Origin of the sequence: Streptomyces sp. NPDC019531 (assembly GCF_044903305.1) — a bacterium.
Classification (GTDB): Bacteria; Actinomycetota; Actinomycetes; order Streptomycetales; family Streptomycetaceae; genus Streptomyces.
Map to the genome: position 1 here is coordinate 18,644 of NZ_JBJDQL010000016.1, position 24,311 is coordinate 42,954.

At 71.0% G+C, this 24,311-nt stretch carries 22 protein-coding genes; 10 read left to right on the plus strand and 12 right to left on the minus strand.

What is annotated here, in order from left to right:
- Positions 1-35 precede the first annotated feature (35 nt).
- The 6 genes from ACI2L1_RS20150 to ACI2L1_RS20175 all read right to left on the minus strand — a co-directional run bounded on the left by ACI2L1_RS20150 (position 36) and on the right by ACI2L1_RS20175 (position 7,916).
- Positions 36-1,460 (minus strand): lysine N(6)-hydroxylase/L-ornithine N(5)-oxygenase family protein, encoded by a 1,425-nt coding sequence (locus ACI2L1_RS20150; protein ID WP_404740686.1) that lies wholly within the window; start codon positions 1,458-1,460, stop codon positions 36-38.
- Positions 1,457-2,875, minus strand: coding sequence for a pyridoxal phosphate-dependent decarboxylase family protein (locus ACI2L1_RS20155; protein WP_404740687.1), 1,419 nt, complete (start codon positions 2,873-2,875; stop codon positions 1,457-1,459). Before ACI2L1_RS20155 ends, ACI2L1_RS20150 begins: the two co-directional genes overlap by 4 nt.
- Before the next feature lie 116 nt (positions 2,876-2,991).
- Positions 2,992-5,487, minus strand: a complete 2,496-nt coding sequence (pepN, locus tag ACI2L1_RS20160; protein WP_404740688.1) for an aminopeptidase N — start codon at positions 5,485-5,487, stop codon at positions 2,992-2,994.
- A 56-nt stretch (positions 5,488-5,543) separates the two neighbouring features.
- Positions 5,544-6,119, minus strand: a complete 576-nt coding sequence (locus ACI2L1_RS20165) for a two-component system response regulator (protein ID WP_404740689.1) — start codon at positions 6,117-6,119, stop codon at positions 5,544-5,546.
- Positions 6,120-6,257: 138 nt separating this feature from the next.
- Positions 6,258-6,608, minus strand: a complete 351-nt coding sequence (locus tag ACI2L1_RS20170) for a chorismate mutase (protein ID WP_404740690.1) — start codon at positions 6,606-6,608, stop codon at positions 6,258-6,260.
- A 435-nt stretch (positions 6,609-7,043) separates the two neighbouring features.
- Positions 7,044-7,916: a helix-turn-helix domain-containing protein gene (locus ACI2L1_RS20175; protein ID WP_404740691.1), complete on the minus strand. Its 873-nt coding sequence runs from the start codon at positions 7,914-7,916 to the stop codon at positions 7,044-7,046.
- A gap of 84 nt (positions 7,917-8,000) precedes the next feature.
- Between ACI2L1_RS20175 and ACI2L1_RS20180 the strand changes: the two genes are divergently transcribed.
- Both ACI2L1_RS20180 and ACI2L1_RS20185 read left to right on the plus strand, forming a co-directional pair.
- Positions 8,001-9,770, plus strand: coding sequence for a beta-galactosidase family protein (locus ACI2L1_RS20180; RefSeq protein WP_404740692.1), 1,770 nt, complete (start codon positions 8,001-8,003; stop codon positions 9,768-9,770).
- Positions 9,771-9,807: 37 nt separating this feature from the next.
- Positions 9,808-10,692 (plus strand): hypothetical protein, encoded by an 885-nt coding sequence (locus tag ACI2L1_RS20185; protein WP_404740693.1) that lies wholly within the window; start codon positions 9,808-9,810, stop codon positions 10,690-10,692.
- Between the two features lie 95 nt (positions 10,693-10,787).
- On the opposite strand, the gene ACI2L1_RS20190 is transcribed toward ACI2L1_RS20185, so the two are convergent.
- Positions 10,788-11,693 (minus strand): SDR family oxidoreductase, encoded by a 906-nt coding sequence (locus ACI2L1_RS20190; protein ID WP_404740694.1) that lies wholly within the window; start codon positions 11,691-11,693, stop codon positions 10,788-10,790.
- 1 nt (position 11,694) lies between these two features.
- Complete coding sequence (locus tag ACI2L1_RS20195) at positions 11,695-12,435, minus strand: SDR family oxidoreductase (RefSeq protein WP_404740695.1); 741 nt, start codon at positions 12,433-12,435, stop codon at positions 11,695-11,697.
- A gap of 56 nt (positions 12,436-12,491) precedes the next feature.
- Here ACI2L1_RS20195 and ACI2L1_RS20200 point away from each other — a divergent pair, with 56 nt between their 5' ends.
- From ACI2L1_RS20200 to ACI2L1_RS20215, 4 genes are read left to right on the plus strand one after another with little or no spacing between them, the layout of a single operon-like run.
- Entirely contained in the window at positions 12,492-13,250 is a 759-nt protein-coding gene (locus ACI2L1_RS20200; protein WP_404740696.1) for an enoyl-CoA hydratase family protein, read from the plus strand.
- Positions 13,247-14,053 carry a CoA transferase subunit A gene (locus ACI2L1_RS20205; protein WP_404740697.1) on the plus strand — a complete coding sequence of 269 codons (807 nt, stop codon included), beginning with the start codon at positions 13,247-13,249 and terminating at the stop codon, positions 14,051-14,053. The genes ACI2L1_RS20200 and ACI2L1_RS20205 overlap by 4 nt, the downstream gene beginning before the upstream one ends.
- Positions 14,050-14,766, plus strand: a complete 717-nt coding sequence (locus ACI2L1_RS20210) for a CoA-transferase subunit beta (RefSeq protein WP_404740698.1) — start codon at positions 14,050-14,052, stop codon at positions 14,764-14,766. Before ACI2L1_RS20205 ends, ACI2L1_RS20210 begins: the two co-directional genes overlap by 4 nt.
- Complete coding sequence (locus tag ACI2L1_RS20215) at positions 14,766-15,815, plus strand: NAD(P)H-dependent flavin oxidoreductase (protein ID WP_404740699.1); 1,050 nt, start codon at positions 14,766-14,768, stop codon at positions 15,813-15,815. The genes ACI2L1_RS20210 and ACI2L1_RS20215 overlap by 1 nt, the downstream gene beginning before the upstream one ends.
- Here the strand turns inward: ACI2L1_RS20215 and ACI2L1_RS20220 are convergent.
- The 3 genes from ACI2L1_RS20220 to ACI2L1_RS20230 are packed head-to-tail and all read right to left on the minus strand — an operon-like array spanning position 15,799 to position 18,419.
- Complete coding sequence (locus ACI2L1_RS20220; RefSeq protein ID WP_404740700.1) at positions 15,799-16,956, minus strand: acetyl-CoA C-acetyltransferase; 1,158 nt, start codon at positions 16,954-16,956, stop codon at positions 15,799-15,801. The two genes, ACI2L1_RS20215 and ACI2L1_RS20220, sit on opposite strands and share 17 nt — an antisense overlap.
- A 23-nt stretch (positions 16,957-16,979) precedes the next feature.
- Positions 16,980-17,618 carry a TetR/AcrR family transcriptional regulator gene (locus ACI2L1_RS20225; RefSeq protein ID WP_404740701.1) on the minus strand — a complete coding sequence of 213 codons (639 nt, stop codon included), beginning with the start codon at positions 17,616-17,618 and terminating at the stop codon, positions 16,980-16,982.
- A 15-nt stretch (positions 17,619-17,633) separates the two neighbouring features.
- On the minus strand, positions 17,634-18,419 hold the full coding sequence (locus tag ACI2L1_RS20230) for an SDR family oxidoreductase (protein WP_404740702.1): 786 nt from the start codon (positions 18,417-18,419) through the stop codon (positions 17,634-17,636).
- A 48-nt stretch (positions 18,420-18,467) separates the two neighbouring features.
- On the opposite strand from ACI2L1_RS20230, the gene ACI2L1_RS20235 reads away from it, so the two are divergent.
- Positions 18,468-19,598, plus strand: coding sequence for an acyl-CoA dehydrogenase family protein (locus ACI2L1_RS20235; RefSeq protein WP_404740703.1), 1,131 nt, complete (start codon positions 18,468-18,470; stop codon positions 19,596-19,598).
- Positions 19,598-20,599, plus strand: a complete 1,002-nt coding sequence (locus ACI2L1_RS20240) for an acyl-CoA dehydrogenase family protein (RefSeq protein WP_404740704.1) — start codon at positions 19,598-19,600, stop codon at positions 20,597-20,599. The genes ACI2L1_RS20235 and ACI2L1_RS20240 overlap by 1 nt, the downstream gene beginning before the upstream one ends.
- Here the strand turns inward: ACI2L1_RS20240 and ACI2L1_RS20245 are convergent.
- Positions 20,574-22,214, minus strand: coding sequence for a cytochrome bc complex cytochrome b subunit (locus ACI2L1_RS20245; RefSeq protein ID WP_404740705.1), 1,641 nt, complete (start codon positions 22,212-22,214; stop codon positions 20,574-20,576). The genes ACI2L1_RS20240 and ACI2L1_RS20245 overlap by 26 nt on opposite strands.
- A 194-nt stretch (positions 22,215-22,408) precedes the next feature.
- Here ACI2L1_RS20245 and ACI2L1_RS20250 point away from each other — a divergent pair, with 194 nt between their 5' ends.
- Together ACI2L1_RS20250 and ACI2L1_RS20255 are read left to right on the plus strand one after the other, a co-directional pair.
- Positions 22,409-23,326, plus strand: coding sequence for a rhomboid family intramembrane serine protease (locus ACI2L1_RS20250; RefSeq protein ID WP_404740706.1), 918 nt, complete (start codon positions 22,409-22,411; stop codon positions 23,324-23,326).
- Entirely contained in the window at positions 23,323-24,255 is a 933-nt protein-coding gene (locus ACI2L1_RS20255; protein WP_404740707.1) for a chitosanase, read from the plus strand. Before ACI2L1_RS20250 ends, ACI2L1_RS20255 begins: the two co-directional genes overlap by 4 nt.
- The last annotated feature ends 56 nt before the right edge of the window (positions 24,256-24,311 follow it).

Sequence of the window (24,311 nt, forward strand, 5' to 3'; positions counted from 1 at the left end):
CGGCGACGTCGATCCGTGCGCCGTCGCCGGCGTTCTCAGCGTCCTTCGACCAGGGGTGTGAGGACGGGAGCCTTGCGGGCCGGTGGGATCTGTGGCAGCCGGTTTTCGAGGCCGAAGGTGGTGAAGGCGGTGCGGGTGGGGAGGGGGTAGGTCTCCTTGCCGGTGAGCGTGTTGAGGATGGTCGCGCTGCGCCACGCGGCGAGGCCGAGGTCCGGGGTGCCGACGCCGTGGGTGTGGCGTTCGGCGTTCTGGACGTAGACGTGGCAGTCGGCGCCGGTGACGGAGGGGTCGAGGACGAGGCGGAACTTTTCGTCGATGCGGGGGCGTTCGCGGCTGTCGCGGCGCAGGTAGGGGTCGAGTCCGGCGAGGATGCGGTCGAGGGGGCGCTCGCGGTGGCCGGTGGCGAGGACGACGGCGTCGGTGGTGAGGCGGGAGCGGGTGTTCTGCTGGATGTGTTCCAGGTGGAGCTCGATCTTGGTGGTGGCGATTCTGCCGGCGGTGCGGACGCGGACGCCGGGGGTGAGGACGGCGTCGGGCCAGCCTCCGTGCAGGGTGCGGCGGTAGAGCTCGTCGTGGATGTCGGCGATGGTGGCGGTGTCGATGCCCCGGTGGAGTTGCCACTGGGTGGTGGTGAGGCGGTCGCGGACTCCTTCGGGGAGGGCGTGGAAGTAGCGGGTGTAGTCGGGGGTGAAGTGTTCGAGGCCGAGCTTGGAGTACTCCATGGGCGCGAAGGCTTCGGTACGGCCGATCCAGTGCAGTTGCTCGCGGCCCTGGGGGCGGCCTCGGAGCAGGTCGAGGAAGACCTCGGCGCCTGACTGTCCTGAGCCGACGACGGTGACGTGTTCGGCGGCGAGGAGCGTGTGTCGGTGGGCGAGGTAGTCGGTGGCGTGGATGACGGGCACGCCGGGGGCCTCGACGAGGGGTTTGAGGGGTTCGGGTACGTGGGGTTCGGTGCCGATTCCGAGGACGATGTTCTTGGTGTGGGTACGGCCCAGTGCCTCGGCCTGGCCGTGGGAGTCGAGCTGGGTGAAGTCGACCTCGAAGGCGTCGCGTTCGGGGTTGAAGCGGACGGCGTCGACTTGGTGGCGGAAGTGCAGTCCGGGGAGGTTCTCGGCGACCCAGCGGCAGTAGGCGTCGTATTCGGCGCGCTGGATGTGGAAGCGCTCGGCGAAGTAGAAGGGGAAGAGCCGCTCGCGTTCCTTGAGGTAGTTGAGGAAGGTCCAGTGGCTGGCGGGGTCGGCGAGGGTGACCAGGTCGGCGAGGAAGGGGACTTGGATGGTGGCGCCGTCGATGAGCAGGCCGGGGTGCCAGTCGAAGGTGGGGCGCTGTTCGTAGAAGACGGCGTCGAGTGCGGTGAGGGGCTGGGCGAGGGCGGCGAGGGAGAGGTTGAAGGGGCCGATGCCGATGCCGACGAGGTCGCGGGGTGCGTCGGGCTCGTGGTGTGGGGGGTGGGGGTTCATCGGGGGGTGGTTCCTTCCACGAGTTTCAGGAGTCCGGCGAGGTCGGCCGGCCGGGTGGTGGGGTTGAGGAGGGTGACCTTGAGCCAGAGCCGGTTCGCTGCGCGGGCTCGGCCGAGGACGGCGCGGCCGTCTTCGAGGAGTTGCCTTCGTACGGCGGCGACGGCGTCGTCGGTGGCACCCGCGGGGCGGAAGAGGACCGTGCTGATGGTGGGCGGGGCGTGGAGTTCGAAGCCGGGGTGTTCGTGGACGAGGTGGGCGAACTCCCTTGCCTGCTTGCAGACTTGGTCCACGAGGGCGCCAAGTCCCTCGCGGCCCAGCGTCTTCAGCGTGACGGCGAGCTTGAGGACGTCGGGGCGGCGGGTGGTGCGCAGGGAGCGGCCGAGGAGGTCGGGGAGGCGGGCCTCGGTGTCGTCGTCGGCGTTGAGGTAGTCGACGCGTTGGTGGAGGGCGGCGAGGTCGTTCTTGTCGCGGACGGCGAGGAGGCCTGCGGCGATGGGCTGCCAGCCGAGTTTGTGGAGATCGAGGGTCACTGTGTCGGCCGCGGCAAGTCCGTCGAGCCGCGCTCGGTGTCGGGGGCTGAAGAGGAGCGCTCCACCGTAGGCCGCGTCGATGTGCAGTCTCGCCCCGCGCTCTGCGCACAGGGCGGCGGTCTCGGGGAGGGGGTCGATGAGGCCGGCGTCGGTGGTGCCGGCGGTCGCGGCGACGACCGACGGTCCGTTCAGGGCTTTGTCGAGGGCAGCGGGGTCGAGGGTGCCGTGGGGGGTGGGGACGATCACCGGGTCGGGCAGGCCCAGGAGCCAGGCTGACCTCGGGAGGGAGTGGTGGGCGTTCTCTCCGCAGATGAGGCGGACTCCGGGGCCATGTGACTCTCTGGCCAGGAGGAGGGCGAGATGATTGGATTCCGTGCCACCGGTTGTGACCAAGGCGTCGGGTCGGTGGGGGCTGGTCGCGCCCCGCGGCGGAGCCGCATATTGATACAGCCCCGCGCCCCTGGGTGGGTCCGGGTAGACCTCGTTTGCAAGTGTCCCTGTCACCAGTGACTCCAGCTCCGATGCTGCCGGGGCCTGGTCCCATGAGTCCAGGGACGGGTTGAGAACAGAAGCGGCCAGGTCAGCGGCGGCGGCCACCGCCAAAGGTGGACAGTGCAGGTGGGCCGCGCAGAGCGGATGGGCCGGGTCCGCCGCGCCTTCCGCCAAGGCACGCACCAGGTGCCGTAGCGCCTCCGGATCGCCCTCCTCTGGGAGTACGTCCCCCACCGCGGCCCGTACCCGCTCCGCCACCTCCGGCGGGCCCCCGGCCGGGAGGGGCCCGCCCCTCCGGCGTGCCCCCTCCCCCAGCGCGTCCAGGACCGTGTCGAGCAACGGGCCGAGGGCGGTAAGGCCTTCGGGGCCCGAGGCCAGGGGCGGCGTGTTCATCGTCGACCTCCGGGGGCGCTGGGGACTTCCAGCTTGGACGCGGTTGTCTGGGCGCGCCCGGAGAGTTCAACGATCCTGACCCGAAAGGGGGTACTCCTGTACGGGGAGAGTCCGCTCTACGCCTGCCTCACCCGCAATGCCCTGCCCAGGTCGTCCAGTTGGTCGATCAGCCTGCGGCGCAGGGCCGGGGTGGGGTCGGCGTCGTTCAGACAGGCCCGGCCGAGCGCCAGGTTGTCGGCGTCGATGGCGTAGTGGGGGAACGCCTCCCGTCCGGCCGCGACGGCGATCGCGGGGCCCCGGCGGGCGGCGAGGGCGACGGCGTCCTGGTAGTAGCGGGGTACGTACTGCCGTAGGAGGTCGGCCTGTTCGGGCTGCCAGAAGCCCTGGGCGGTGGCGGTGAACAGGTAGTTGGAGAGGTTGTCGTGGGTGAACATGGCCTCCCAGGCCTGCTCCTTGGCCTGTTGGGTGGGGAGGGCGGCGCGGCAGCGGGCGGCGCCTTCCTGGCCGGTGGCGGAGGGGTCGCGTTCCAGTTCGGCGGCGATGGCGGTCTCGTCGGTGGCGCCGAGGACGGCGAGGCGGGCGAGGACGCGCCAGCGCAGTTCGGGGTCGAGTTCGGGGCCGCCGGGGACGGTGCCGTCGGCGAGCCAGGCGGCGATGGTGTCGGGGTGGGCGGCGACGTCGATGTGGTGGCGGACGGCGATCAGACGCAGGCCGGGGTTGTCGCCGTCCTCGGTGCGGCGGATGAGGTCGCGGCACAGGGAGGTGAGGAGGGAGAGGGCGGCGGGGCGCTCTTCGGGGGTGACGTAGCGGTCGGCGACGTAGGTGGCGGCGAAGGCGAGGACGCCCTGGACGAGGGCGAGGTCGGTCTCGTGCGGGAGGTGGGCGCGGGCGGCCTCCAGGTAGGCCGAGGGAGGGAGTTCGCCGTCGCGGACGGCGTCGCGCAGGGCGTTCCAGACGACCGCGCGGGTCAGCGGCGAGGGCAGCCCGGAGAGGCTTTCGGTGACCGCTTTGAAGGACTCGGTGTCGAAGCGGACCTTGGCGTAGGTGAGGTCGCCGTCGTTGAGGAGCAGGAGTGCGGGGCGCTTGCCGATGGGCAGCGGGCCTTGGGAGTCGGTCTGCGGGACGTCGAGGTCGAGGCGTTCGCGCAGGACCAGGTGGCGGCCCTCGTCGGCGACGTCCTGGTCGTAGAGGCCGACGGCGATGCGGTGCGGGCGGCTGCCCTTGTGCTCAACGTGGAGGGTGTACGTGGCTTCCTCGCCGCGGGTGACGACGGGCCGCAGGGTGTCGACGCCGGTGGTGCGCAGCCAGGCGTCGGCCCAGGCGTGGACGTCGCGTTCGGTGGCGGAGGCGAGGGAGTCGATGAAGTCGGCGAGGGTGGCGTTGTCGAACCTGTGCCGCGTGAAGTGGGTGTTGATGCCGGCGAGGAAGTCCTTCTCGCCGAGCCAGGTGACCAGTTGCCGGAGTGCGGAGGCGCCCTTGGCGTAGGAGATGCCGTCGAAGTTCAGCAAGGCCGAGGCTGTGTCCTCGACGGCTTCGGGGGCGACGGGGTGGGTGGAGGGGCGCTGGTCGGCGTCGTAGCCCCAGCCCTTGCGCATGACACCGAAGTCGACCCAGGTGTCGGTGAAGCGGGTGGCCTCGGTGAGGGTCTGGTAGCCCATGTACTCGGCGAAGGACTCGTTCAGCCAGATGTCGTCCCACCAGCGCAGGGTGACGAGGTCACCGAACCACATGTGGGCCATTTCGTGGGCGATGACCATGGCGCGGGTCTGGCGTTCGGTGTCGGTGACGGCGGAGCGGTAGACGAACTCGTCGCGGAAGGTGACAAGGCCGGGGTTCTCCATGGCGCCGGCGTTGAACTCGGGGACGAACGCCTGGTCGTAGGAGTCGAAGGGGTAGGGCTCCTCGAACTTCTCGTGGTAGCGGTCGTAGCACTGCCTGGTGATCTCGAAGAGTTCGTCGGCGTCCGGGTCGAGGTGGGGCGCGAGGGAGCGGCGGCAGTGGATGCCGAAGGGCAGGCCGCGGTGTTCGGTGCGTACCGAGTGCCAGGGGCCGGCGGCGACGGCGACGAGGTAGGTGGAGATCAGGGGGGTGGGGGCGGCCTGCCAGCGGCCCTCGCCGAGGTCGGTGGTGATGCCGTTGGCGAGGACGCTCCAGCCGTCGGGGGCCGTGACGGTGAGGTCGAAGACGGCCTTGAGGTCGGGCTGGTCGAAGGCGGCGAAGACGCGCTGGACGTCGTCCATGAACAGCTGGGTGTAGACGTAGGTTTCGCCGTCGGTGGGGTCGGTGAAGCGGTGCATGCCTTCGCCGGTGCGGGAGTAGCGCATGCTTGCGGCGATCCGCAGTTCGTGTTCGCCGGCCGTGAGGCTTTTGAGGGGGAGCCGGTTGTCGTCGAGGGTCTCCGGGTCGAGAGGGTGGCCGTCGAGGGTGGCCTCTCGCAGTTCGGCCGGCTTGAGCTCGACGAAGGTGTCCGCTTCCGCGCGCGTGGTGAACCGGATGACGGTCAGGGACTCGAAGGTGTCGTCGCCCGTGGTGAGGTCGAGCGCGATGGTGTAGCGGTGAACGTCGAGGAGCTTGGCACGGGTCTGCGCTTCGTCGCGCGTCAGTACGGACATGCACGACATGCTGCCTGATGGCAGGGCCAACTCACAGAGGCGGATCGGTACACGCCTTATGTCCGGTCCTGTTTGAGCTTCCCGGTGCGCGCCCCTTGTCCGCGTTGCACCGGAACGCGGGCGTCCGGGTGGGGCAGGGCCCTGTGGGCGGTGGGGTCCCCGTCCGCGTCATGGTCCTCGTCCTGGTCGTCGGTGTGGTCCTTGACGAGCGCTCGTAACTCCCGCACCTCGTGTTCGAGGGCGAGGTGGCGCAGGTGGGCGTCGAAGAGGTAGCGGACCTTGGTGCGCAGTGCCCACGGGTCGATGGGTTTCATCACGAGGTCGGCGACACCGAGGCCGAAGGCGGTGGAGGTCAGTTCGTGGTCGGCGCCGAAGCCGGTGAGCAGGACGACGGGGATGTGCTGGGTCTGCTCCAGGCGCCGCATGTAGCGGACCACGTCGAGGCCGCTGACGCCGGGCATCCGCACGTCGAGCAGCAGGAGGCCGACCTGGCCCCTGAGCACCTGCTTGAGGGCCTCGTCGCCGCTGGTGGCCCGGCCGAGCTGGTAGCCCAGCGGGGCCAGGGCGCTCTCCAGGGCGTAGAGCGTGTCCTCGTGGTCGTCGACGATGAGGATTTTGGCATCCGACGGCATGGCCCCACGTCCCTCCCTCGCGGACAACCAGCCTACGCCCGCGTACTGACGCGGAGTGCTCGCGGGCTGACAAGGAGTGCACGGGGCAGCATGTCGTGTACGGGCCGCCGTGTCACGTCCCCGGGATGTCCCGCGAGGTCAATTGGCCAGGGGAGCGGAGCCGTTCACGGTGTCCTCGGCGATGCGCTCGTGGTGTCTGATCACCTCGGCGATGATGAAGTTCAGGAACTTCTCAGCGAAGGCCGGGTCGAGCTTGGCGTTCTCGGCGAGGGTGCGCAGCCGTTCGATCTGGCGGGCCTCGCGGGCCGGGTCGGCGGGCGGCAGCTGGTGGCGGGCCTTGAGGTGGCCGACCTGCTGGGTGGCCTTGAAGCGTTCGGCGAGCATGTGGACGACGGCCGCGTCGATGTTGTCGATGCTGTCGCGCAGCCGGGCGAGCTCCTCGCGGACCGCGGGGTCGACGTCACCGGATCCGGTGTTGCTGGTGGTCATGAGCGACAACCCTACGGGGCAGAGGGCCGGCAGTTCGTATGCGGACCGGCCGGAGCGGGGCCCTGGGTGATCAGCCTCCGGTGCACCGGGGGCTGATCCGGGCCCGGTCCGCCCAGCCCCTGCCGCACCGGCCGACTCCCGGACCAAGTCCGCCCTGACCCTCGGCGCACCGACCCGATCCCGGCCCAAGCCCACCTAGACCCCCGACGCACCAGCCCGGTCCAAAACCAGGAACAAACCCAGATCCCCGACACACCAGCCCGATCACGAACCAGACCGCTCAGCCCCCCGCCCGCACCGACCCGATCTCGGAGCAAGCCCACCCAGACCACCAACACACCCGCCGACCCGAACACCCAAACCCCCGCCACACCAGGCCGCTCAGACCGCGGCGCACCAGCCCGCCCCGCCCGCGCCCCCGGTCCGCCAGGCCGCTCAGATCCGCGGTGGATCGTCCGGATCGGGGACCTGGTTGCTCCAGCCGCCCGGGACGGCGCGGCTCTCCTGGGCGCGGAAGCGGATGGGAGCCATGCCGACGCGGCGGGTGAACAGGCGGGAGAAGTAGGCCGGATCGTCGTAGCCGACGCGGCGGGCGACGGAGGCGACGGGGAGTTCGGTGGCGGCGAGGAGTTCCTTGGCGCGGCCAAGACGGATGCCGAGGAGGTAGTCCTTGGGGCTGCAGCCGGCGCCGCGGCGGACGGCGGTGCGCAGTTCGGCGGTGGTCATGCCGTGCCGGGCGGCGTGGTCGGCGACGGACATCGGTTTGCAGGCGTCGCGGGCGAGGGCCTTGAGGACGGGGTCGCCGTCGGGGGCGAGGTCGGCGCGGGCGCGGCGCAGGGCGACGAGCAGCTCATGGACCGCGGCGCCGGTCTCCACCTCCAGGAGGGGGTTGTCGCGGCGGGCGGCCCGCGCGATACGGCCGATCACCGCACGCGGGCCGGTGGCGTCGGACAGGGCCACGACGGGGCGGTCCGGCTCGATGTGGCCCAGTTCGGTGTACGTGGCGGTCGCGGGCCCGGTGAACCCGACGAACCCCTCGTCCCAGCCGGTGTCCGGGTCGGGCGCGTAGTGGTGCGGGATGCCGGGTGTCAGCCAGAGCAGGGCGGGTGCGGTGACCGTCCGGCGCCGGCCGTCGGGAGTCTCGTACCAGCCGGTGCCGGTGCTGATGACGACGGCGACATGGCTGTCGAGGGTGCGGGGGCCGACGGTGGGCAGCGCGCCGTACTGGAGTCCGACGCCGAGGCAGACCAGGCCGAGGCGGTGATGGACGGGGCTGGGCGTGAGGAACCGCATCCAGGTGTGGTACATCGCGCTCCTTGCCTGCGCTTCGGTCCAAGCAGCGTCGATCTTTGTCCATGGACCTGATCGCCGCCAACGGTGACGCTGGAGCCTATGAGCGAGTTCACGGTGGGTGAAACCGATTTCCTGCTGGACGGGCGGCCGGTGCGGCTGCTGTCCGGCGCGCTGCACTACTTCCGGGTGCACGAGGCGCAGTGGGGGCACCGGCTGGCGATGCTGCGGGCGCTGGGGCTCAACTGTGTGGAGACGTACGTGCCGTGGAACCTCCACGAACCGCACCCTGGTGACTTCCGGGACGTGGCGGCGCTGGGCCGGTTCCTGGACGCGGCCCGGCGGGCCGGGCTGTGGGCGATCGTCCGCCCGGGCCCGTACATCTGCGCGGAGTGGGAGAACGGCGGGCTGCCGCACTGGCTCCAAGGCCATGCGCGCACGAGCGACGAGCGGTACCTGGCACAGGTGGAGCGCTGGTTCCGGCGGCTGCTCCCCCAGGTCGTGGAGCGGCAGATCGACCGCGGCGGCCCGGTGCTCATGGTGCAGGTGGAGAACGAGTACGGCAGCTACGGCTCGGACGCCGGGTATCTGCGATGGCTGGCCGAACTGCTGCGCGCTCAGGGGGTGTCCGTGCCCCTGTGCACCTCGGACGGCCCCGAGGACCACATGCTCACCGGCGGCTCGGTGCCCGGTGTCCTCGCCACGGTGAACTTCGGCTCCGGAGCCCGCTCGGCCTTCGAGACGCTGCGCCGGCACCGTCCGGACGGCCCGCTGATGTGCATGGAGTTCTGGTGCGGCTGGTTCGACCACTGGGGCGGCAGGCATGTGGTCCGGGACGGGCGGGACGCGGCGGCGACGCTGCGGGAGATCCTGGAGTGCGGCGCCTCGGTGAACCTGTACATGGCGCACGGCGGCACCAACTTCGCGGGCTGGGCGGGCGCCAACCGGGGCGGGGGCGCGCTGCACGACGGGCCGCTGGAGCCGGACGTGACGTCGTACGACTACGACGCGCCGATCGACGAGTACGGCAGGCCCACGGAGAAGTTCTGGCGCCTGCGGGAGGTGCTGGCCGAGTACGGCCCGGTCACGGAACTGCCGCCCGCGCCTGGGGTGTTGGACCCAGATTGTGCCGTGGACCTGACCGAGTGGGTTTCCCTGGCCGCCGTACTGGAGGAGCGCGGTGGGCCGCCCTGTGAGGGCCCTGTCCCGCCGGGCTTCGAGGAACTGGACGTCGACCGGGGGCTCGTGCGCTACGAGGTGACCGTGCCGGGGCCGCGACAGCCGTACCCGCTGACCGCGCGGGGCCTCAGGGATCTCGCGGTGGTGTACGTCGACGGGGAGCGGGCCGGGGTGCTCACCGAGGACGACGCGCAGCTCAAGGAGCCGGTCGCGGGGCACGCGCGTGTGGAGCTGTGGGTGGAGTCGCTGGGGCGGGTCAACTACGGGCCCCGGAGCGGGGAGGGCAAGGGGATCACCGGGGGGCTGCTGCACGAGCGCCAGTTCCTGCACGGGGTGCGGGCGCGGGGGCTGCGGCTGGACGCGCTGGACTCGGTGGCGGGGATCGGCTTCGGGAGGGTCCCGGGGGACGGCTCGCCGGGGCTGTACCGCGGTGAGATGAGCGTGCGGGGCGCCGGGGACGCGGTGCTGGAGCTGCCGGGGTGGACCCGGGGTTTCGTGTGGGTCAACGGCTTCAACCTCGGCCGGTACTGGTCCGTGGGCCCGCAGCGGTCGATGTACGTGCCCGGTCCGGTGCTGAGGGAGGGCGGCAACGAGGTGTGGGTGCTGGAACTGGAGGAGGCGCCGGCGGACGGGCTTGGGCTCCTGCTCCGCGCCCCTGGTCCGGCCCACGAGAATCCGCTCACGACCTCGTAGAGTGGAATCGGGTTCAGGGCGTCTTGGGGGTACGGGCGTGGCGAACGACGGACCGGTCGAGCACGGCTACCCGCATCTGGAGCAGGTGCGGGCCTCGATCACGGCGCTCTGGAGACGGCTCTCGTACGACACCGTCCAGACGTTCGCGACGAGCGTGGCACCGGTGGACGTGGCGTTCTGCGACACCGACGATCTCCATCTCGGTGCCCAGCGGGTGGCCCGGGAGCTGGTGCACCACTACCGGCTGCCGGACGCGCGGCTCGTCGTCGGTTTCCGGGAGATGACCCACGCGGCGAACGTCGAACTCACCGCGGGCCCCGAGTACTTCGTCGAGCTGAACGACCGTTTCCGCACGCATCGGCGGGACATCGGAGCGGCGCTGGCCCATGAGGTCATGCATGTGTATCTGCACCGGCTCGGGCTGTCGTTCCCGGGTGTGCGGGAGAACGAGATCCTCACGGACACCGCGGCGACGTATCTGGGGGCGGGGTGGCTGCTGCTCGACGCGTACCGGGAGGACGCGGCGTCCTCGCAGAAGCTGGGGTATCTCACGCCGGAGGAGTTCGGGTATGTGCTGGCGAAGCGGGCGCTGGTGTTCGGGGAGGATCCCTCGGTGTGGTTCACCAGTCCGCAGGCGTATACGGCGTACACCAAGGGCATGGTGAGGGCTCGGGAGGACGAGCAGCAACCGCCGCTCACGGCTGCCGGTTGGGCGGGGCGGCGGCGGTATGCGCGGGACCGGCGGCATGCGGGTCCAGGGCCGCAGCCCGGGGTCCCTTACACGTTCACCCCTGACGGAGGCGGGCGGCTGAGGGTGTCGTTTCCCTGCCCTACCTGTCATCAGCGGATTCGGGTGCCTGTGCGGGGGCGGGTGCGGGCGCGGTGTGCGTTGTGCCGGACGGTTCTGGAGTGTGACACGTAGCGCTGTGTGCCGTCTGCGGGTGCGTTGTAGCTGGTCGCGCCCACGCGGCGGAAGCCGCAAATCGATACAGCCCCGCGCCCCTGACTGGGTTGCCCTCACGCCCCATAGACCGGGCCCGGCGCCGCCGCCTCGCCAAGCAGCTTCCTTGCCGTGTCTCCCGCCTCTGACGGGGTCCATCTCGACCCTTTGTCCGCACTTGGGCCTGGCCTCCAGCCCTCCATCACCGTGATCCGTCCGGCCTCCACCTCGAAGACCCTGCCCGTCACCCCGCCACTCGCCTCCGAGCCCAGCCAGACCACCAGGGGGGACACGTTCTCCGGGGCCATCGCGTCGAAGCCGTCGGAGGGGGCGGTCATTGTGCCGGCGAAGGTTCGCTCGGTCATCCTGGTCCGCGCCGCCGGGGCGATCGCGTTGACCTGGACGCCGTAGCGGGCCAGTTCCGCGGCGGCGACCAGGGTGAGGCCTACGATTCCCGCCTTCGCCGCACTGTAATTGCCCTGCCCCACCGAGCCCGACAACCCTGCCCCGCTGCTGGTGTTGACAATCCGGGCAGCAGGCGTACGGCCCGTCTTCGCCTCCGTCCGCCAATGCGCCGCCGCGTGCTTCAGCGGCAGGAAGTGGCCCTTCAGATGTACGCGCATCACCGCGTCCCAGTCGTCCTCGTCCAGGTTGACCAGCATCCGGTCGCGTAGGAAGCCGGCGTTGTTGACGAGGGTGTCGAGGCGGCCGTACGTCTCCAGGGCGGCCTGGATGAGGGAGGCGGCACCGTCGGGTGTCGCGATGTCGCCGCCGTGGGCCACCGCCTCGCCGCCCGCCGCGCGGATCTCCTCGGCCACGAGAAAGGCGGGGCTGTCGGGGGCCGGGGTGCCGTCGAGGCCGACGCCGAGGTCGTTGACGACGACCCGTGCGCCCTCGGCGGCGAAGGCGAGCGCGTGGGCGCGGCCCAGGCCTCGGCCCGCGCCGGTGACGACGACGACCCGGCCGTCGCAGATTCCGGTCATCTCACGTCTCCTTGTTGACGGTTACGGCATCCAGGAACGCCGGGCGCTCCCCGCCGCCGTGCACCAGCAACGAGGCCCCGCTGATATAGGCGGCGGCATCCGAGGCGAGGAACACGGCCGCGGCCCCCACGTCCGACGGCTCGGCGAGGCGGCCGAGCGGGACCGTGCGGGAGACCGCCGCGATGCCTTCCTCGTCGCCGTAGTACAGATGGGACCGCTCGGTGGCGACCATGCCGACGACCAGGGTGTTCACGCGCACCTCCGGCGCCCATTCCACGGCCATCGAGCGGGCGAGGTTCTCCAGGCCCGCCTTGGCCGCCCCGTACGCGGCCGCGCCGGGCGAGGGCCGGCCGCCACTGACGCTCCCGATCATGACGATCGAACCCCGTGCCCGCTTCAGGTGCTCGTACGCGGCCAGCGAGACCGTCAGAGGAGCCAGGAGATTCAACTCCAGCACGCGGACGTGCCGTTCGGGCTCCATGTCGGCCAGCATGCGATACGGCGCCCCGCCCGCGTTGTTCACCAGGACGTCCACACGGGGGAGTTCGACGAAGAACTGCCGTACGGCGTCGGCGTCCCGGACGTCGAGCGGGGCGAACTCCACCTTCGGCAGCGGTACTTCGGGCGGCCTTCGCGCGCATACGACGACCTCCGCCCCGGCCGCCGCGAAGGAACTGGCGATCCCGGCGCCCACTCCGCGCGTCCCGCCGGTGACGACCACGACCCTCCCGTTCAGCTCCATTCGCCGCTACCCTTCTCACCTAACAAACGTTTGGTGGAAAGGTAGCTGATGCTTCCATGGGTGTCTCCACCTCGTCCCCGGAAAAGGGGTCGGAAAAGAATGGGATCGCGGTCGTCACGGTCGACTTCCCTCCGGTGAACGCGCTTCCGGTGGACGGCTGGTTCGCGCTGGCCGACGCCGTGCGGACCGCGGGCCGGGATCCCGGGGTCCGGTGTGTGGTGCTGGCGGCCGAGGGGCGCGGGTTCAACGCCGGTGTGGACATCAAGGAGCTCCAGGCGCGGGGGCCGGCGGCGCTGGTCGGCGCCAACCGCGGCTGTTTCGAGGCCTTTTCGGCGGTGTACGAGTGCGAGGTGCCGGTCGTCGCGGCCGTGCGGGGGTTCTGCCTGGGCGGCGGGATCGGGCTCGTGGGCAACGCGGACGTGATCGTGGCGAGCGAGGACGCCGTCTTCGGGCTGCCCGAGCTGGACCGCGGGGCGCTGGGCGCGGCCACCCATCTGTCCCGGCTGGTGCCCCAGCATCTGATGCGTGCCCTGTACTACACCTCGCGCACGGTGACGGCGGCCGAGCTGCACCGGCACGGGTCGGTGTGGCGGGTGGTGCCTCGCGACGAACTACCGGATGCCGCACTGGAGTTGGCGGGCGAGATCGCCGCCAAGGACGGGGAGCTGCTGCGTCTCGCCAAGGCCGCCATCAACGGCATCGACCCCGTCGACGTCCGTCGCGGCTACCGCTTCGAGCAGGGTTTCACGTTCGAGGCGAGCGTCAGCGGGGTCGCCGACCGGATCCGGGACCGGTTCGGGAAGGAAGAGGCATGACCGACAAGACGATGACCGCCGACGAGGCCGTCTCCCGCCTGCGCAGCGGCATGACCCTGGGCATCGGCGGCTGGGGCTCCCGCCGCAAGCCGATGGCCCTGGTCCGCGCGTTGCTGCGCACCGAGATCACCGACCTCACGATCGTCTCCTACGGCGGCCCCGACGTCGGGATGCTCGCGGCCGCCGGACGGATCAGGAAACTGGTCGCCGCTTTCGTCACCCTCGACTCGATCCCCCTCGAACCGCACTACCGGGCGGCCCGTGAGCGCGGCGCCTTCGAGCTCATGGAGATCGACGAGGCCATGTTCATGTGGGGACTGCGGGCCGCGGCGAACCGGCTGCCGTTCCTGCCGGCGCGGGCAGGTATCGGGTCAGATGTGATGCGGGTCAACCCCGGGCTGCGGACGGTGACTTCGCCCTACGACGACGGGGAGACTTTCGTCGCCATGCCGGCGCTGCGTCTCGACGCGGCCCTCGTCCACGTCAACCGCGCCGACCGGCTGGGCAACGGCCAGTACCTGGGCCCCGACCCGTACTTCGACGACCTGTTCTGCGAGGCGGCGGAGACGGCCTACGCCTCGTGCGAACAGGTCGTCGACACCGCCGAGTTGACGAAGGCGGCGGCCCCCCAGTCGCTCCTGATCAAGCGGCACTCGGTGACGGGGGTCGTCGAGGCCCCGAACGGAGCGCACTTCACGTCCTGCGCACCGGACTACGGCCGCGACGAGGCCGTGCAGAAGGAGTACGCGACCACGCCCTGGCCGGAGTTCGCCGAGCGCTACCTCCCGGGGAGGACACCATGACCGTGACACGGAGCGAGTACTGCGTGATCGCCTGCGCCGACGCCTGGCGCGGTGCCGGTGAGATCGTCGCCAGTCCGATGGGCCTGATCCCCTCCGTCGGCGCCCGGCTGGCCCGGCGCACCTTCTCCCCCGACCTCCTGCTGACCGACGGGGAGGCGATGCTCGTGCGGGACGACGGCACCGTCGAGGGCTGGCTGCCGTACCGGCAGCACCTCGCCCTCGTCACCGGCGGCCGACGGCACGTGATGATGGGCGCGAGCCAGATCGACCGGTACGGCAACCAGAACATCTCTTGCATCGGCGACTGGGCGCGGCCGAAGCGGCAGTTGCTGGGGGTGCGGGGGGCGCCGGTCAACACCCTGAACAACCCGACCAGTTACTGGGTGCCGAGGCACTCACGGCGGGTCTTCGTGGCGAAGGTCGACATGGTGTGCGGGGTGGGGTACGACCGTGCGGACGGTGCCCCTCATCACCGGATCCCCCGGGTCGTCTCCGACTTGGGCGTGTTCGACTTCGCGACGCCGGACCACTCGATGCGGCTGGCTTCGCTGCATCCGGGGGTCACCGTGGAGCAGGTCACGGAGGCCACCGGTTTTGAACTGGTGGTCCCGGACGAGGTGCCGTACACCAGGGAACCGACCGTTCGCGAGCTGGAGCTGGTCCGCGAGGTGATCGATCCGCACGACACCCGGTCCAGGGAGGTCGGCGGCTGATGGAGACCGCGCTCACCCGGCTGGTCGGGGTCCGGCATCCGATCGTGCAGACCGGGATGGGATGGGTCGCGGGGCCCCGTCTGGTCTCCGCGACGGCGAACGCGGGCGCGCTCGGCATCCTGGCCTCCGCGACCATGACACTCGACCAACTCCGGGACGCCGTACGGGAGGTGAGGTCGCGCACCGACGCGCCCTTCGGGGTCAATCTGCGGGCCGACGCGGCGGACGCCGGGGACCGGGTGCGCGTGATCGTCGACGAGGGCGTGCGGGTGGCGTCCTTCGCCCTCGCGCCCTCCGCCGAGCTGATCGCCGAGCTGAAGGAGGCGGGTGTCGTCGTCGTCCCGTCCGTCGGGGCCCGGCGGCATGCCGAGAAGGTCGCGGCCTGGGGCGCGGACGCGGTGATCGTGCAGGGCGGCGAGGGCGGCGGGCACACCGGGGAGGTGGCGACGACGGTGCTGCTGCCGCAGGTGGTGGACGCGGTGGACATCCCGGTCGTGGCGGCGGGCGGCTTCTTCGACGGGCGGGGTCTGGTCGCGGCGCTGGCGTACGGGGCGGCGGGCGTGGCCATGGGCACCCGTTTCCTGCTCACCTCGGACTCGACGGTGCCGGACGCGGTGAAGGCACGCTATCTGACGGCGGCGGTCAAGGACGTGACGGTGACCCGGGCGGTGGACGGTCTCCCGCACCGCATGCTCCGTACGGATCTGGTGACCGCGCTGGAGAACTCCGGGCGGGCCAGGGCCCTTTGGCACGCCCTGAGAAGAGCGGCCGGCTTCCGCAGGCTGTCGGGGCTGAGCTGGCGCCGGCTGATCCACGACGGCCTGGCGATGCGCCACGGCAAGGACCTCTCCTGGAGCCAGGTCCTCCTCGCCGCCAACACCCCGATGCTGCTCAGGTCGGCGATGGTGGACGGCCGTACGGATCTCGGAGTCATGGCCTCCGGGCAGGTCGCCGGGGTGATCGACGACCTGCCGTCGTGCGCGGAGCTGGTGGAGCGGATCATGAAGGAGGCGGAGGAGACACGCGAACGGCTCACAGCCTCTCGATGACCGTCACGTTCGCCTGCCCCCCGCCCTCGCACATGGTTTGGAGCCCGAACCGCCCGCCCGTGCGTTCCAGTTCGTGCAGCAGGGTCGTCATGAGTTTCACTCCTGTGGCTCCCAGCGGGTGCCCGAGGGCGATCGCGCCGCCGTTGACGTTGACCTTCTCCGGGTCGGCTCCTGTTTCCTTCAGCCAGGCCAGCACCACCGGGGCGAAGGCCTCGTTGATCTCGACGAGGTCGATGTCGCCGATGGTGAGGCCGGTCTTCTTCAGGGCGTGCGCGGTGGCCGGGATGGGGGCGGTGAGCATGCGGATGGGGTCCTCGCCGCGCACGGAGAGGTGGTGCACGCGTGCGCGTGGGGTGAGGCCGTGTTCGCGCACCGCCCGCTCCGAGGCGAGCAGCATGGCCGCCGCCCCGTCGGAGACCTGCGAGGAGCAGGCGGCGGTGATGGTGCCGCCCTCGATCACCGGTTTGAGGCCGGCCATCTTCTCCAGGGACGTGTCCCGGCGCGGCCCCTCGTCGACCGAGACAGCGCCGTAGGCCACGGTCTCCCGCTCGAAGCGCCCCTCGTCGATGGCCCGCAGCGCCCGCCGGTGGGACCGCAGCGCGAACTCCTCCTGGTCCTGCCTGCTGATCCCCCACTTGCCGGCGATCGTCTCGGCGCCGACGAACTGGTTCACCGCCCGGTCCCCGTACCGCGCCCGCCACCCCTCGCTGCCCGCGAAGGGTCCCTGGGTCAGCCCGAGCGGCTCGGCGGCCTGCCGGGTCGCGAAGGCGATCGGGATCATCGACATGTTCTGCACGCCCCCGGCGACGACCAGGTCCTGCGTCCCGGACAGCACGCCCTGCGCGGCGAAGTGCACGGCCTGCTGCGAGGACCCGCACTGCCGGTCCACGGTCACCCCGGGCACCTCCTCGGGCAGCCCGGCGGCGAGCCAGGAGGTCCGCGCGATGTCCCCGGCCTGCGGCCCGACCGCGTCCAGACACCCGAAGACGACGTCCTCGACGGCGGCAGGGTCGACACCGGCCCGCTCGACGACCGCCTTGAGCACATGCGCGCCCAGATCGGCCGGGTGGACACCGCTCAGTCCTCCCCCGCGCCGCCCGACGGGCGTACGGACCGCTTCGACGATGTAGGCCTCGGTCATGGCAACTCCCTCACCTGTAAGGGCTATTCGCGTACGGCGATCCCGTCCAGCACCATCGACAGGTACTGCCGGGCGATCTCCTCCGGGCTGTGCTGTCCGCCTGGCCGGTACCAGGACGCGGCGACCCACACGGTGTCGCGCACGAACCGGTAGGTCAGCCGTACGTCGAGGTCGGCCCGGAACACCTCGGCCGCGACCCCGCGCTCCAGCGTGGACAGCCAGGCCTTCTCGAACCTGCGCTGTGACTCGGCGAGGAACGCGAACCGCTCCTGCGCCACCAGCTGCTTGCTCTCCTTCTGGTAGATCGCGACGGCGGCGCGGTGCCGGTCGATCTCCCGGAACGACTCGGTGACCAGCGCCTCCAGCGTCTCGCGGGGCCCCGACTCGGCGCCCAGGACGGCGTCGTAGCCGTCCCAGAGTTCGTCGAGGAAGGTCTGCAGGATCTCCTCCAGCATCGATTCCTTGGAGTCGAAGTGGTAGTAGAGGCTGCCCGCGAGCATGCCCGCGTGGTCCGCGATCTTGCGTACGGTCGTGGCGTTGTAGCCCTGCTCGGCGAAGACCTCGGCTGCGGTGTCGAGGAGTTCACGGCGGCGAGGCCGAGCGGCGGCAGCCGCGGGCTTACCGGCTGCGGCGCTCACCTGGGGCTTTTTCTTGGTCGGCACGAAGTCATTGTCGTCCTATGCGTGCTGGCTGCTGACGGCGACGACCTCGCCGGTCATGTACGAGGAGTAGCCGGACGCCAGGAACACGATGACGTTGGCCACCTCCCAGGGCTGGGCGTACCGCCCGAAGGCCTCGCGCGCGGTGAGCTCCTCCAGCAGCTCGGCCGACGTCACCTTCACCAGGTGGGGGTGCATGGCGAGGCTCGGCGACACGGCGTTGACCCGTACGCCGTACTCGGCCGCCTCCAGTGCCGCGCACCGGGTCAGGGCCATCACGCCGGCCTTCGCGGCGGCGTAGTGCGCCTGCCCGGCCTGGGCGCGCCAGCCGACGACGGAGGCATTGTTGACGATCACCCCGCCACGCGAGTCCTTCATCAGCCGGAGGGCTGCCCGGGTGCACCGGAACGTGCCGTTCAGAGTGACGTCCAGGACGCGGGTCCACTGGTCGTCGGTCATGTCGACGAGCGTCGAGGTCCCGCCGAGGCCGGCGTTGTTGACGACGATGTCGAGCCGCCCGTGTTCCCGTACGGCCGCATCGAAGAGCGCCCCCACCTGTGCCTCATCGGTGACATCGCACGCCAGGGACGTCACGGCGCCCCGGAACTCCCGGGCCAGCTGCGCCTCGCACTCCTTCAGCCGCCGCGGGTGCGCGTCGCTGATCAGCACGCGCGCGCCCTCCTCCAGGAAGCGGCGCGCGGTCGCCCCGCCGATGCCCGCGCCGGCGGCCGCGGTGATGACGGCGGTGCGCCCCTTCAGCAGCCCGTGCCCCGGTTCGTACACCGGGCTCTCGACGCCTGTCATAGCGCCACGCTAACCTACCAAACACTTGTTAGGGAAGGACGGGTGGCCATGGATCTGGCGTTCACGCAGGAAGAGGAGGCCTTCCGCGCCGAGGCCCGCGCGTGGCTGCGCGCGCATGTGCCCGTCTCTCCTCTGCCCTCCCTGGAGACCGAGGAGGGCTTCGCTGCCCACCGCGCCTGGGAGGCCGAACTCGCCGCGGACCGCTGGTCGGTGGTCAACTGGCCCGCGCGGTACGGCGGCCGGGACTCCGGGCTGGTCCGTTGGCTGGTCTTCGAGGAGGAGTACTACGCGGCGGGGGCGCCCGGCCGCGTGAGCCAGAACGGCGTCAGCCTCCTCGCCCCGACGCTCTTCGACCACGGCACCGAAGAGCAACGCGCGCGCGTGCTGCCGTCGATGGCCACCGGCGAGGTGGTCTGGGCGCAGGCCTGGTCGGAGCCGGAGGCGGGCTCGGACCTGGCGTCCCTGAGGTCGAAGGGGGTGCGCACGGACGGCGGCTGGCTGCTCAGCGGCCAGAAGACCTGGTCCTCCCGCGCCGCCTTCGCGGACCGTGCGTTCGGCCTGTTCCGCACCGACCCGGACACCCCGAAACCCCACCAGGGCCTGACCTACCTGATGTTCGACCTGCGCGCCCCCGGCGTCACCGTCCGCCCGATCCGCCGCCTGGACGGGAAGCCCGCCTTCGCCGAGCTCTTCCTGGACGAGGTGTTCGTGCCGGACGAGGACGTCATCGGCGAACCGGGCCAGGGCTGGCGGATCGCGATGTCGACGGCGGGCAACGAACGGGGCCTGACGCTCCGCTCACCGGGCCGTTTCCTGGCGAGCGCGGACCGGCTGTTCGCGCTGTGGCACGCGAAGGACAGCCCGCAGGACACCCGCACCCGTGTCGCCGACGCCCTGATCGGCGCCCGCGCCCACCAGCTCTTCACCTACGCGGCAGCCTCCCGCTTCCTGGACGGTGAGGCACTCGGCCCGGAGTCCAGCCTCAACAAGGTCTTCTGGTCCGAGTACGACATCGCGCTCACGGAGACGGCCCTGGATCTCCTCGGTGAGGAAGAGGACCCGGACTGGTCCGAGCGCTATGTCTTCGCCCTCGCCGGCCCGATCTACGCCGGCACGAACGAGATCCAACGGGACATCATCGCGGAACGCCTGCTGGGCCTGCCGAAGGGCCGTCGGTGATGCGGTTCCTCCTCGACCCCGAACAGCGCGCGTTCGCCGCCTCGTTGGACGCGATGCTGACGTCCGCGGACACTCCGACCGTCACACGGGACTGGAGCCACGGCGACCACACCAGCGGCCGTGCGCTGTGGGGCCGTATCGCCGAAGCGGGGGTGTTCGCACTGGCGGTGCCGGAGACCTACGAGGGCCTGGGCCCACGCCCCGTAGAACTCGCGGTGGCCTTCGTCGAGTTGGGGCGCCATGCGGTGCCGGGGCCCCTGGTGGAGACGGTGACGGCGGCGACGCTGCTCGCTTCGCTGGACGACACCGGCCCGGCGAAGCGCTTACTCCCCTCGCTGGCGTCCGGCGAGTCGACGGCAACCCTGACCACAGGGCCGTACGCCCTGGACGCAGACATGGCAGACCTACGGCTGACGATCTCAGCCCGTCCGCCGGCACCTTTGGACGCAGGCACCCCCACCGAGCTCCGCCTCGCTCCCCCACCCGACCACCCCCCACGCCCCTCCCTGGACCCCGCCCGCCGCCTCTTTCCGACCCCCCACGGCGGCGAGCTCCTCGCCACCGGCCCGCCCCTGGGCCCCGCCCTGCTCATGGCCCGCCTCACCACCGCCGCCCAGGCCCTCGGCGTAGGCCTCGCCCTCCTGGACAAGACGGTCGCCCATGTCAAGCGGCGCACCCAGTTCGGCACCCCCATAGGCTCCTTCCAGGCCGTCAAACACCAACTCGCCGACGCGAAGATCGCGTTGGAGTTCGCCCGCCCCCTGCTCTTCGGCGCCGCCCTGACCATGACCGAGGAGGACGTCGCCGCCGCGAAGGTCACGGCCTGCGAGGCGGCGTACCGGACCGCCCGCACCGCGCTCCAGCTGCACGGCGCGATCGGGTACACGGCGGAGTACGACCTGTCCCTGTGGCTCACCAAGGCCCGCGCGCTGCGCACCGCGTGGGGCACCCCCGACGAGTGCCGCGAAACGGTGCTCAGTGGTGGTGGTCGCCGCTGGTGATCTCCCGGTACTCCTCCGCAGTCGGTTTCTCGATCCGCGTATCGGGCCCGAACATCGCCCGCGCGAGCCCGGCCCGCACCCGCTGGGAGCGGGTGACCGGCCGCCGCACCCCGTTCGCGTCGACGAGCGGCCCGATCTCGTACGGCGGGTTCTGCTCGTGCTGGGTGAGGGTGTGCAGCTGCCCCTGCGGGAGGGGCTCGTGCACCTCGGTGAACTCGCCGTGCGGGAGCCGCCTGATGGTGCCGGTCTCCCGCCCGTGCAGCACCTTGTCCCGGTCCCGGCGTTGCAGCCCGAGACAGACCCTCTTCGTGACGATGAAGGCCAGCACGGGCACCACGAACACGGACACCCGCACGAACCAGGTGATCGTGTTGATGGACAGATGCAGATGGGTGGCCACGATGTCGTTGCCGCCGCCGATCAACAGGACGACGTAGAGGCTGAGCCAGGCGACGCCGAGCCCCGTGCGGACGGGCACGTTGCGCGGCCGGTCCAGGATGTGGTGCTCACGTTTGTCGCCGGTGATCCACGCCTCGACGAAGGGATAGAGGCCGAGCGCGAGCAGGATCAGCGGGAAGAGGGAGAAGGGGATGAAGACGCCGGGTTCCAGGGTGTGGCCCCAGAGGTTGATCTCCCATCCCGGCATCACCCGGATCAGTCCCTCGGAGAAGCCGAGATACCAGTCGGGCTGGGCGCCGGTGGTCACCAGCTGCGGGCTGTAGGGGCCGAACGCCCACACGGGGTTGATCTGGGCGAGGCCGCCCATGAGCGCGAGCACGCCGAAGGTCAGGAAGAAGAAGCCGCCCGCCTTCGCCATGTAGACCGGCAGGAAGGGCATGCCGACCACGGACTTGTTGTCGCGGCCGGGACCCGGGTACTGGGTGTGCTTGTGGTAGAAGACCAGGATCAGATGGGCGACCACCAGGCCGAGCATGATCCCGGGCAGCACGAGCACATGGATCGGGAAGAGCCTCGGGATGATGTCGTGGCCCGGGAACTCCCCGCCGAACAGGAAGAAGGACAGATACGTCCCGACGATCGGGACGGACAGGATCGCCCCGTCGGCGAAGCGGATGCCGGTGCCGGACAGCAGGTCGTCGGGGAGCGAGTAGCCGGTCAGGCCGGTGATGATGCCGAGGAACAACAGGGTCCAGCCGAACACCCAGTTGAGCTCGCGCGGCTTGCGGAAGGCGCCGGTGAAGAACACCCGCATCATGTGCACGAGCATGCCGGTGACGAAGACCAGCGCCGCCCAGTGGTGGATCTGCCGGATCAGCAGACCGCCGCGCACATCGAAGCTGATGTCGAGCGTGGACTCGTACGCCCTGGTCATCACCACGCCGTTGAGGGGCTCGTAGGAGCCGTGGTAGACGACCTCGACCCCGCTGGGCTCGAAGAACAGCGTCAGATAGACGCCGGTCAGGATCAGGATGAGGAAGCTGTAGAGGCAGATCTCGCCCAGCATGAACGACCAGTGGTCCGGAAAGACCTTGCGCATGTTGGCCTTGGCCAGCGCGTACAGGCCGAGCCGTCCGTCCGCCCAGTCGGCGAGCTTCTCGCCCTTGCCGGACTCTCCGCCACGAGCCGCTTGGTTCACCGATCGTGCGCCGTCCATACGTCGTCGCCTCCCCGTCGGATCACTCACAGGGTGGCACGGCCGTACGGCGAAGCCAACGGGGCGGGCAAAGGCACAAGCGGCTGATCACGACCATGGCCCCGCCGCTGCCACCCCTCACCTGCGTTCGATATTTTGTTCGCCGCCGCCCCCACCGGCTCGATCATCACCCCCGTCACTCCGAGGAGCCGGCCGTGGAACCCGAATCCACCGTCACCACCTGTTATCGCCATCCCACGGTGGAGTCCCATGTCCGCTGCACCCGCTGCGAGCGGTACATCTGCCCGACCTGCATGCGGGAGGCGGCCGTAGGTCATCAGTGTCCGGAGTGCGTACGGGAGGGGGCGCGGTCGGTGCGGCAGGCCCGGACCGCGTTCGGCGGGCGGATCACAGCCGTACCCCTGGTGACGTACATCCTCATCGGCCTCAATGTGCTCGCCTACATCGGCGAGATCGTGCGCCCCGCGCTCGTGGACCGGTTCGAGATGCTGGGCGCCGGCCTGGCGGGCCCGGACGGCGGCCACTACGTGTGGCAGGCAGTCCACCCCGCCGACTACCACGCCGAGGGTGTCGTCGACGGCGAGTGGTACCGCCTGCTGACCGGCGCGTTCCTGCATCTGCCGCCCACCGAGGGCACGTTCGGGATCCTGCACATCGTGATGAACATGGTGTCGCTGTGGAACATCGGCCGCGTGGTCGAGGCCCAGCTCGGCCGGGTCCGCTACATCGGCCTCTACCTGCTGTCGGCGCTCGGCGGCTCGGTCCTCGTCCTGCTCGTCGCGCCCACCGAGCCCACGCTCGGCGCGTCCGGCGCGATCTTCGGGCTCGGTGCCGCGTACTACGTGCTGGCCCGCCGTCTCGGCGCCGACATGGCCCAGGTCAACCGTTTCATGGCGGGCCTGCTGCTGTGGCTGCTGCTCTCCGCGGGCCTGACGTCCTGGCAGGGCCACCTCGGCGGCCTGCTCGCCGGCGGCGTCGTCACCCTCGCCTACGCGTACGCTCCCCGGGACGGCCGGCGCGCCCTGGTGCAGGCGGGGGCGTGCGCCGTCCTGCTGGTGGTGCTCCTGGTGTCTACTTGGGCCAAGGTCACCGAACTGACGGGAACCCAGTGAAACGCGCCCGCCTGCTGCTCTTCGCGGCCGTCCCCGTGGTCGTCACGGCGTCGGTCTACCTCCTTGCGCCCGAGGACTCCGGCGCGGGAGGGGCGGGCCCCGACCTCTCGACCGCCTACCGGGCGCAGGCGGCCCAGGACGCCAAGGGTGCCCAGGGTGCCAAGGCCTGGGCCGAGGGCGCGGGAAACGCGGCGGACGACGAGGTGCTCGCCGACCTGCCGCCCGGCCTGGACGCGCCCGCCAAGAAGGACCTCGCCCAGCAGCTCGTGGCCAGCGCCGAGAACTCCACCCTGAACTGGCGCAGCGCCTACGCCTACATCGAGGACATCGGCGACGGCCAGGGCTACACGGCCGGCCTCATCGGCTTCTGCACCGGCACCCACGACCTGCTCACGCTCGTCGAGCGCTACACCAAGGCCCTCCCCGACAACGCTCTCGCGACGTACATCCCCGCCCTGCGCGAGGTCGACGGCACCGACTCCCACGAGGGCCTGGACCCGGGCTTCACGGCCGCCTGGAAGAAGGAGGCGGCCCGGCCGGCCTTCCAGAAGGCCCAGGACGCGGAGCGCGACCGCGTCTACTTCGACCCCGCGGTCCGCCTCGCCAAGCTCGACGGCCTGGGAGCGCTCGGCCAGTTCGTCTACTACGACGCCATGGTCTTCCATGGCCCCGGCACCGACGCCACCAGCTTCTACGGCATGCGCGAACGCGCCCTCCACAAGGCCGACAGCCCGACCGAGGGCGGCTCCGAGAAGGCCTACCTGGACGCCTTTCTGGACATCCGCCGGGCGGCCATGAAGACCCGGGACGCGGACATCGACACCTCCCGCGTCGACACGGCCCAGCGGCGGTTCCTGAACGAGGGGAACCTGGACCTGAGGACACCGCTGGAGTGGCAGGTGTACGGGGAGACCTTCAAGGTGCCGTAGAAAAGGGCGACGGCGCCTGCCCAGCGTCCGGTCGGGGACTGAAAGGGCAGGCGCCG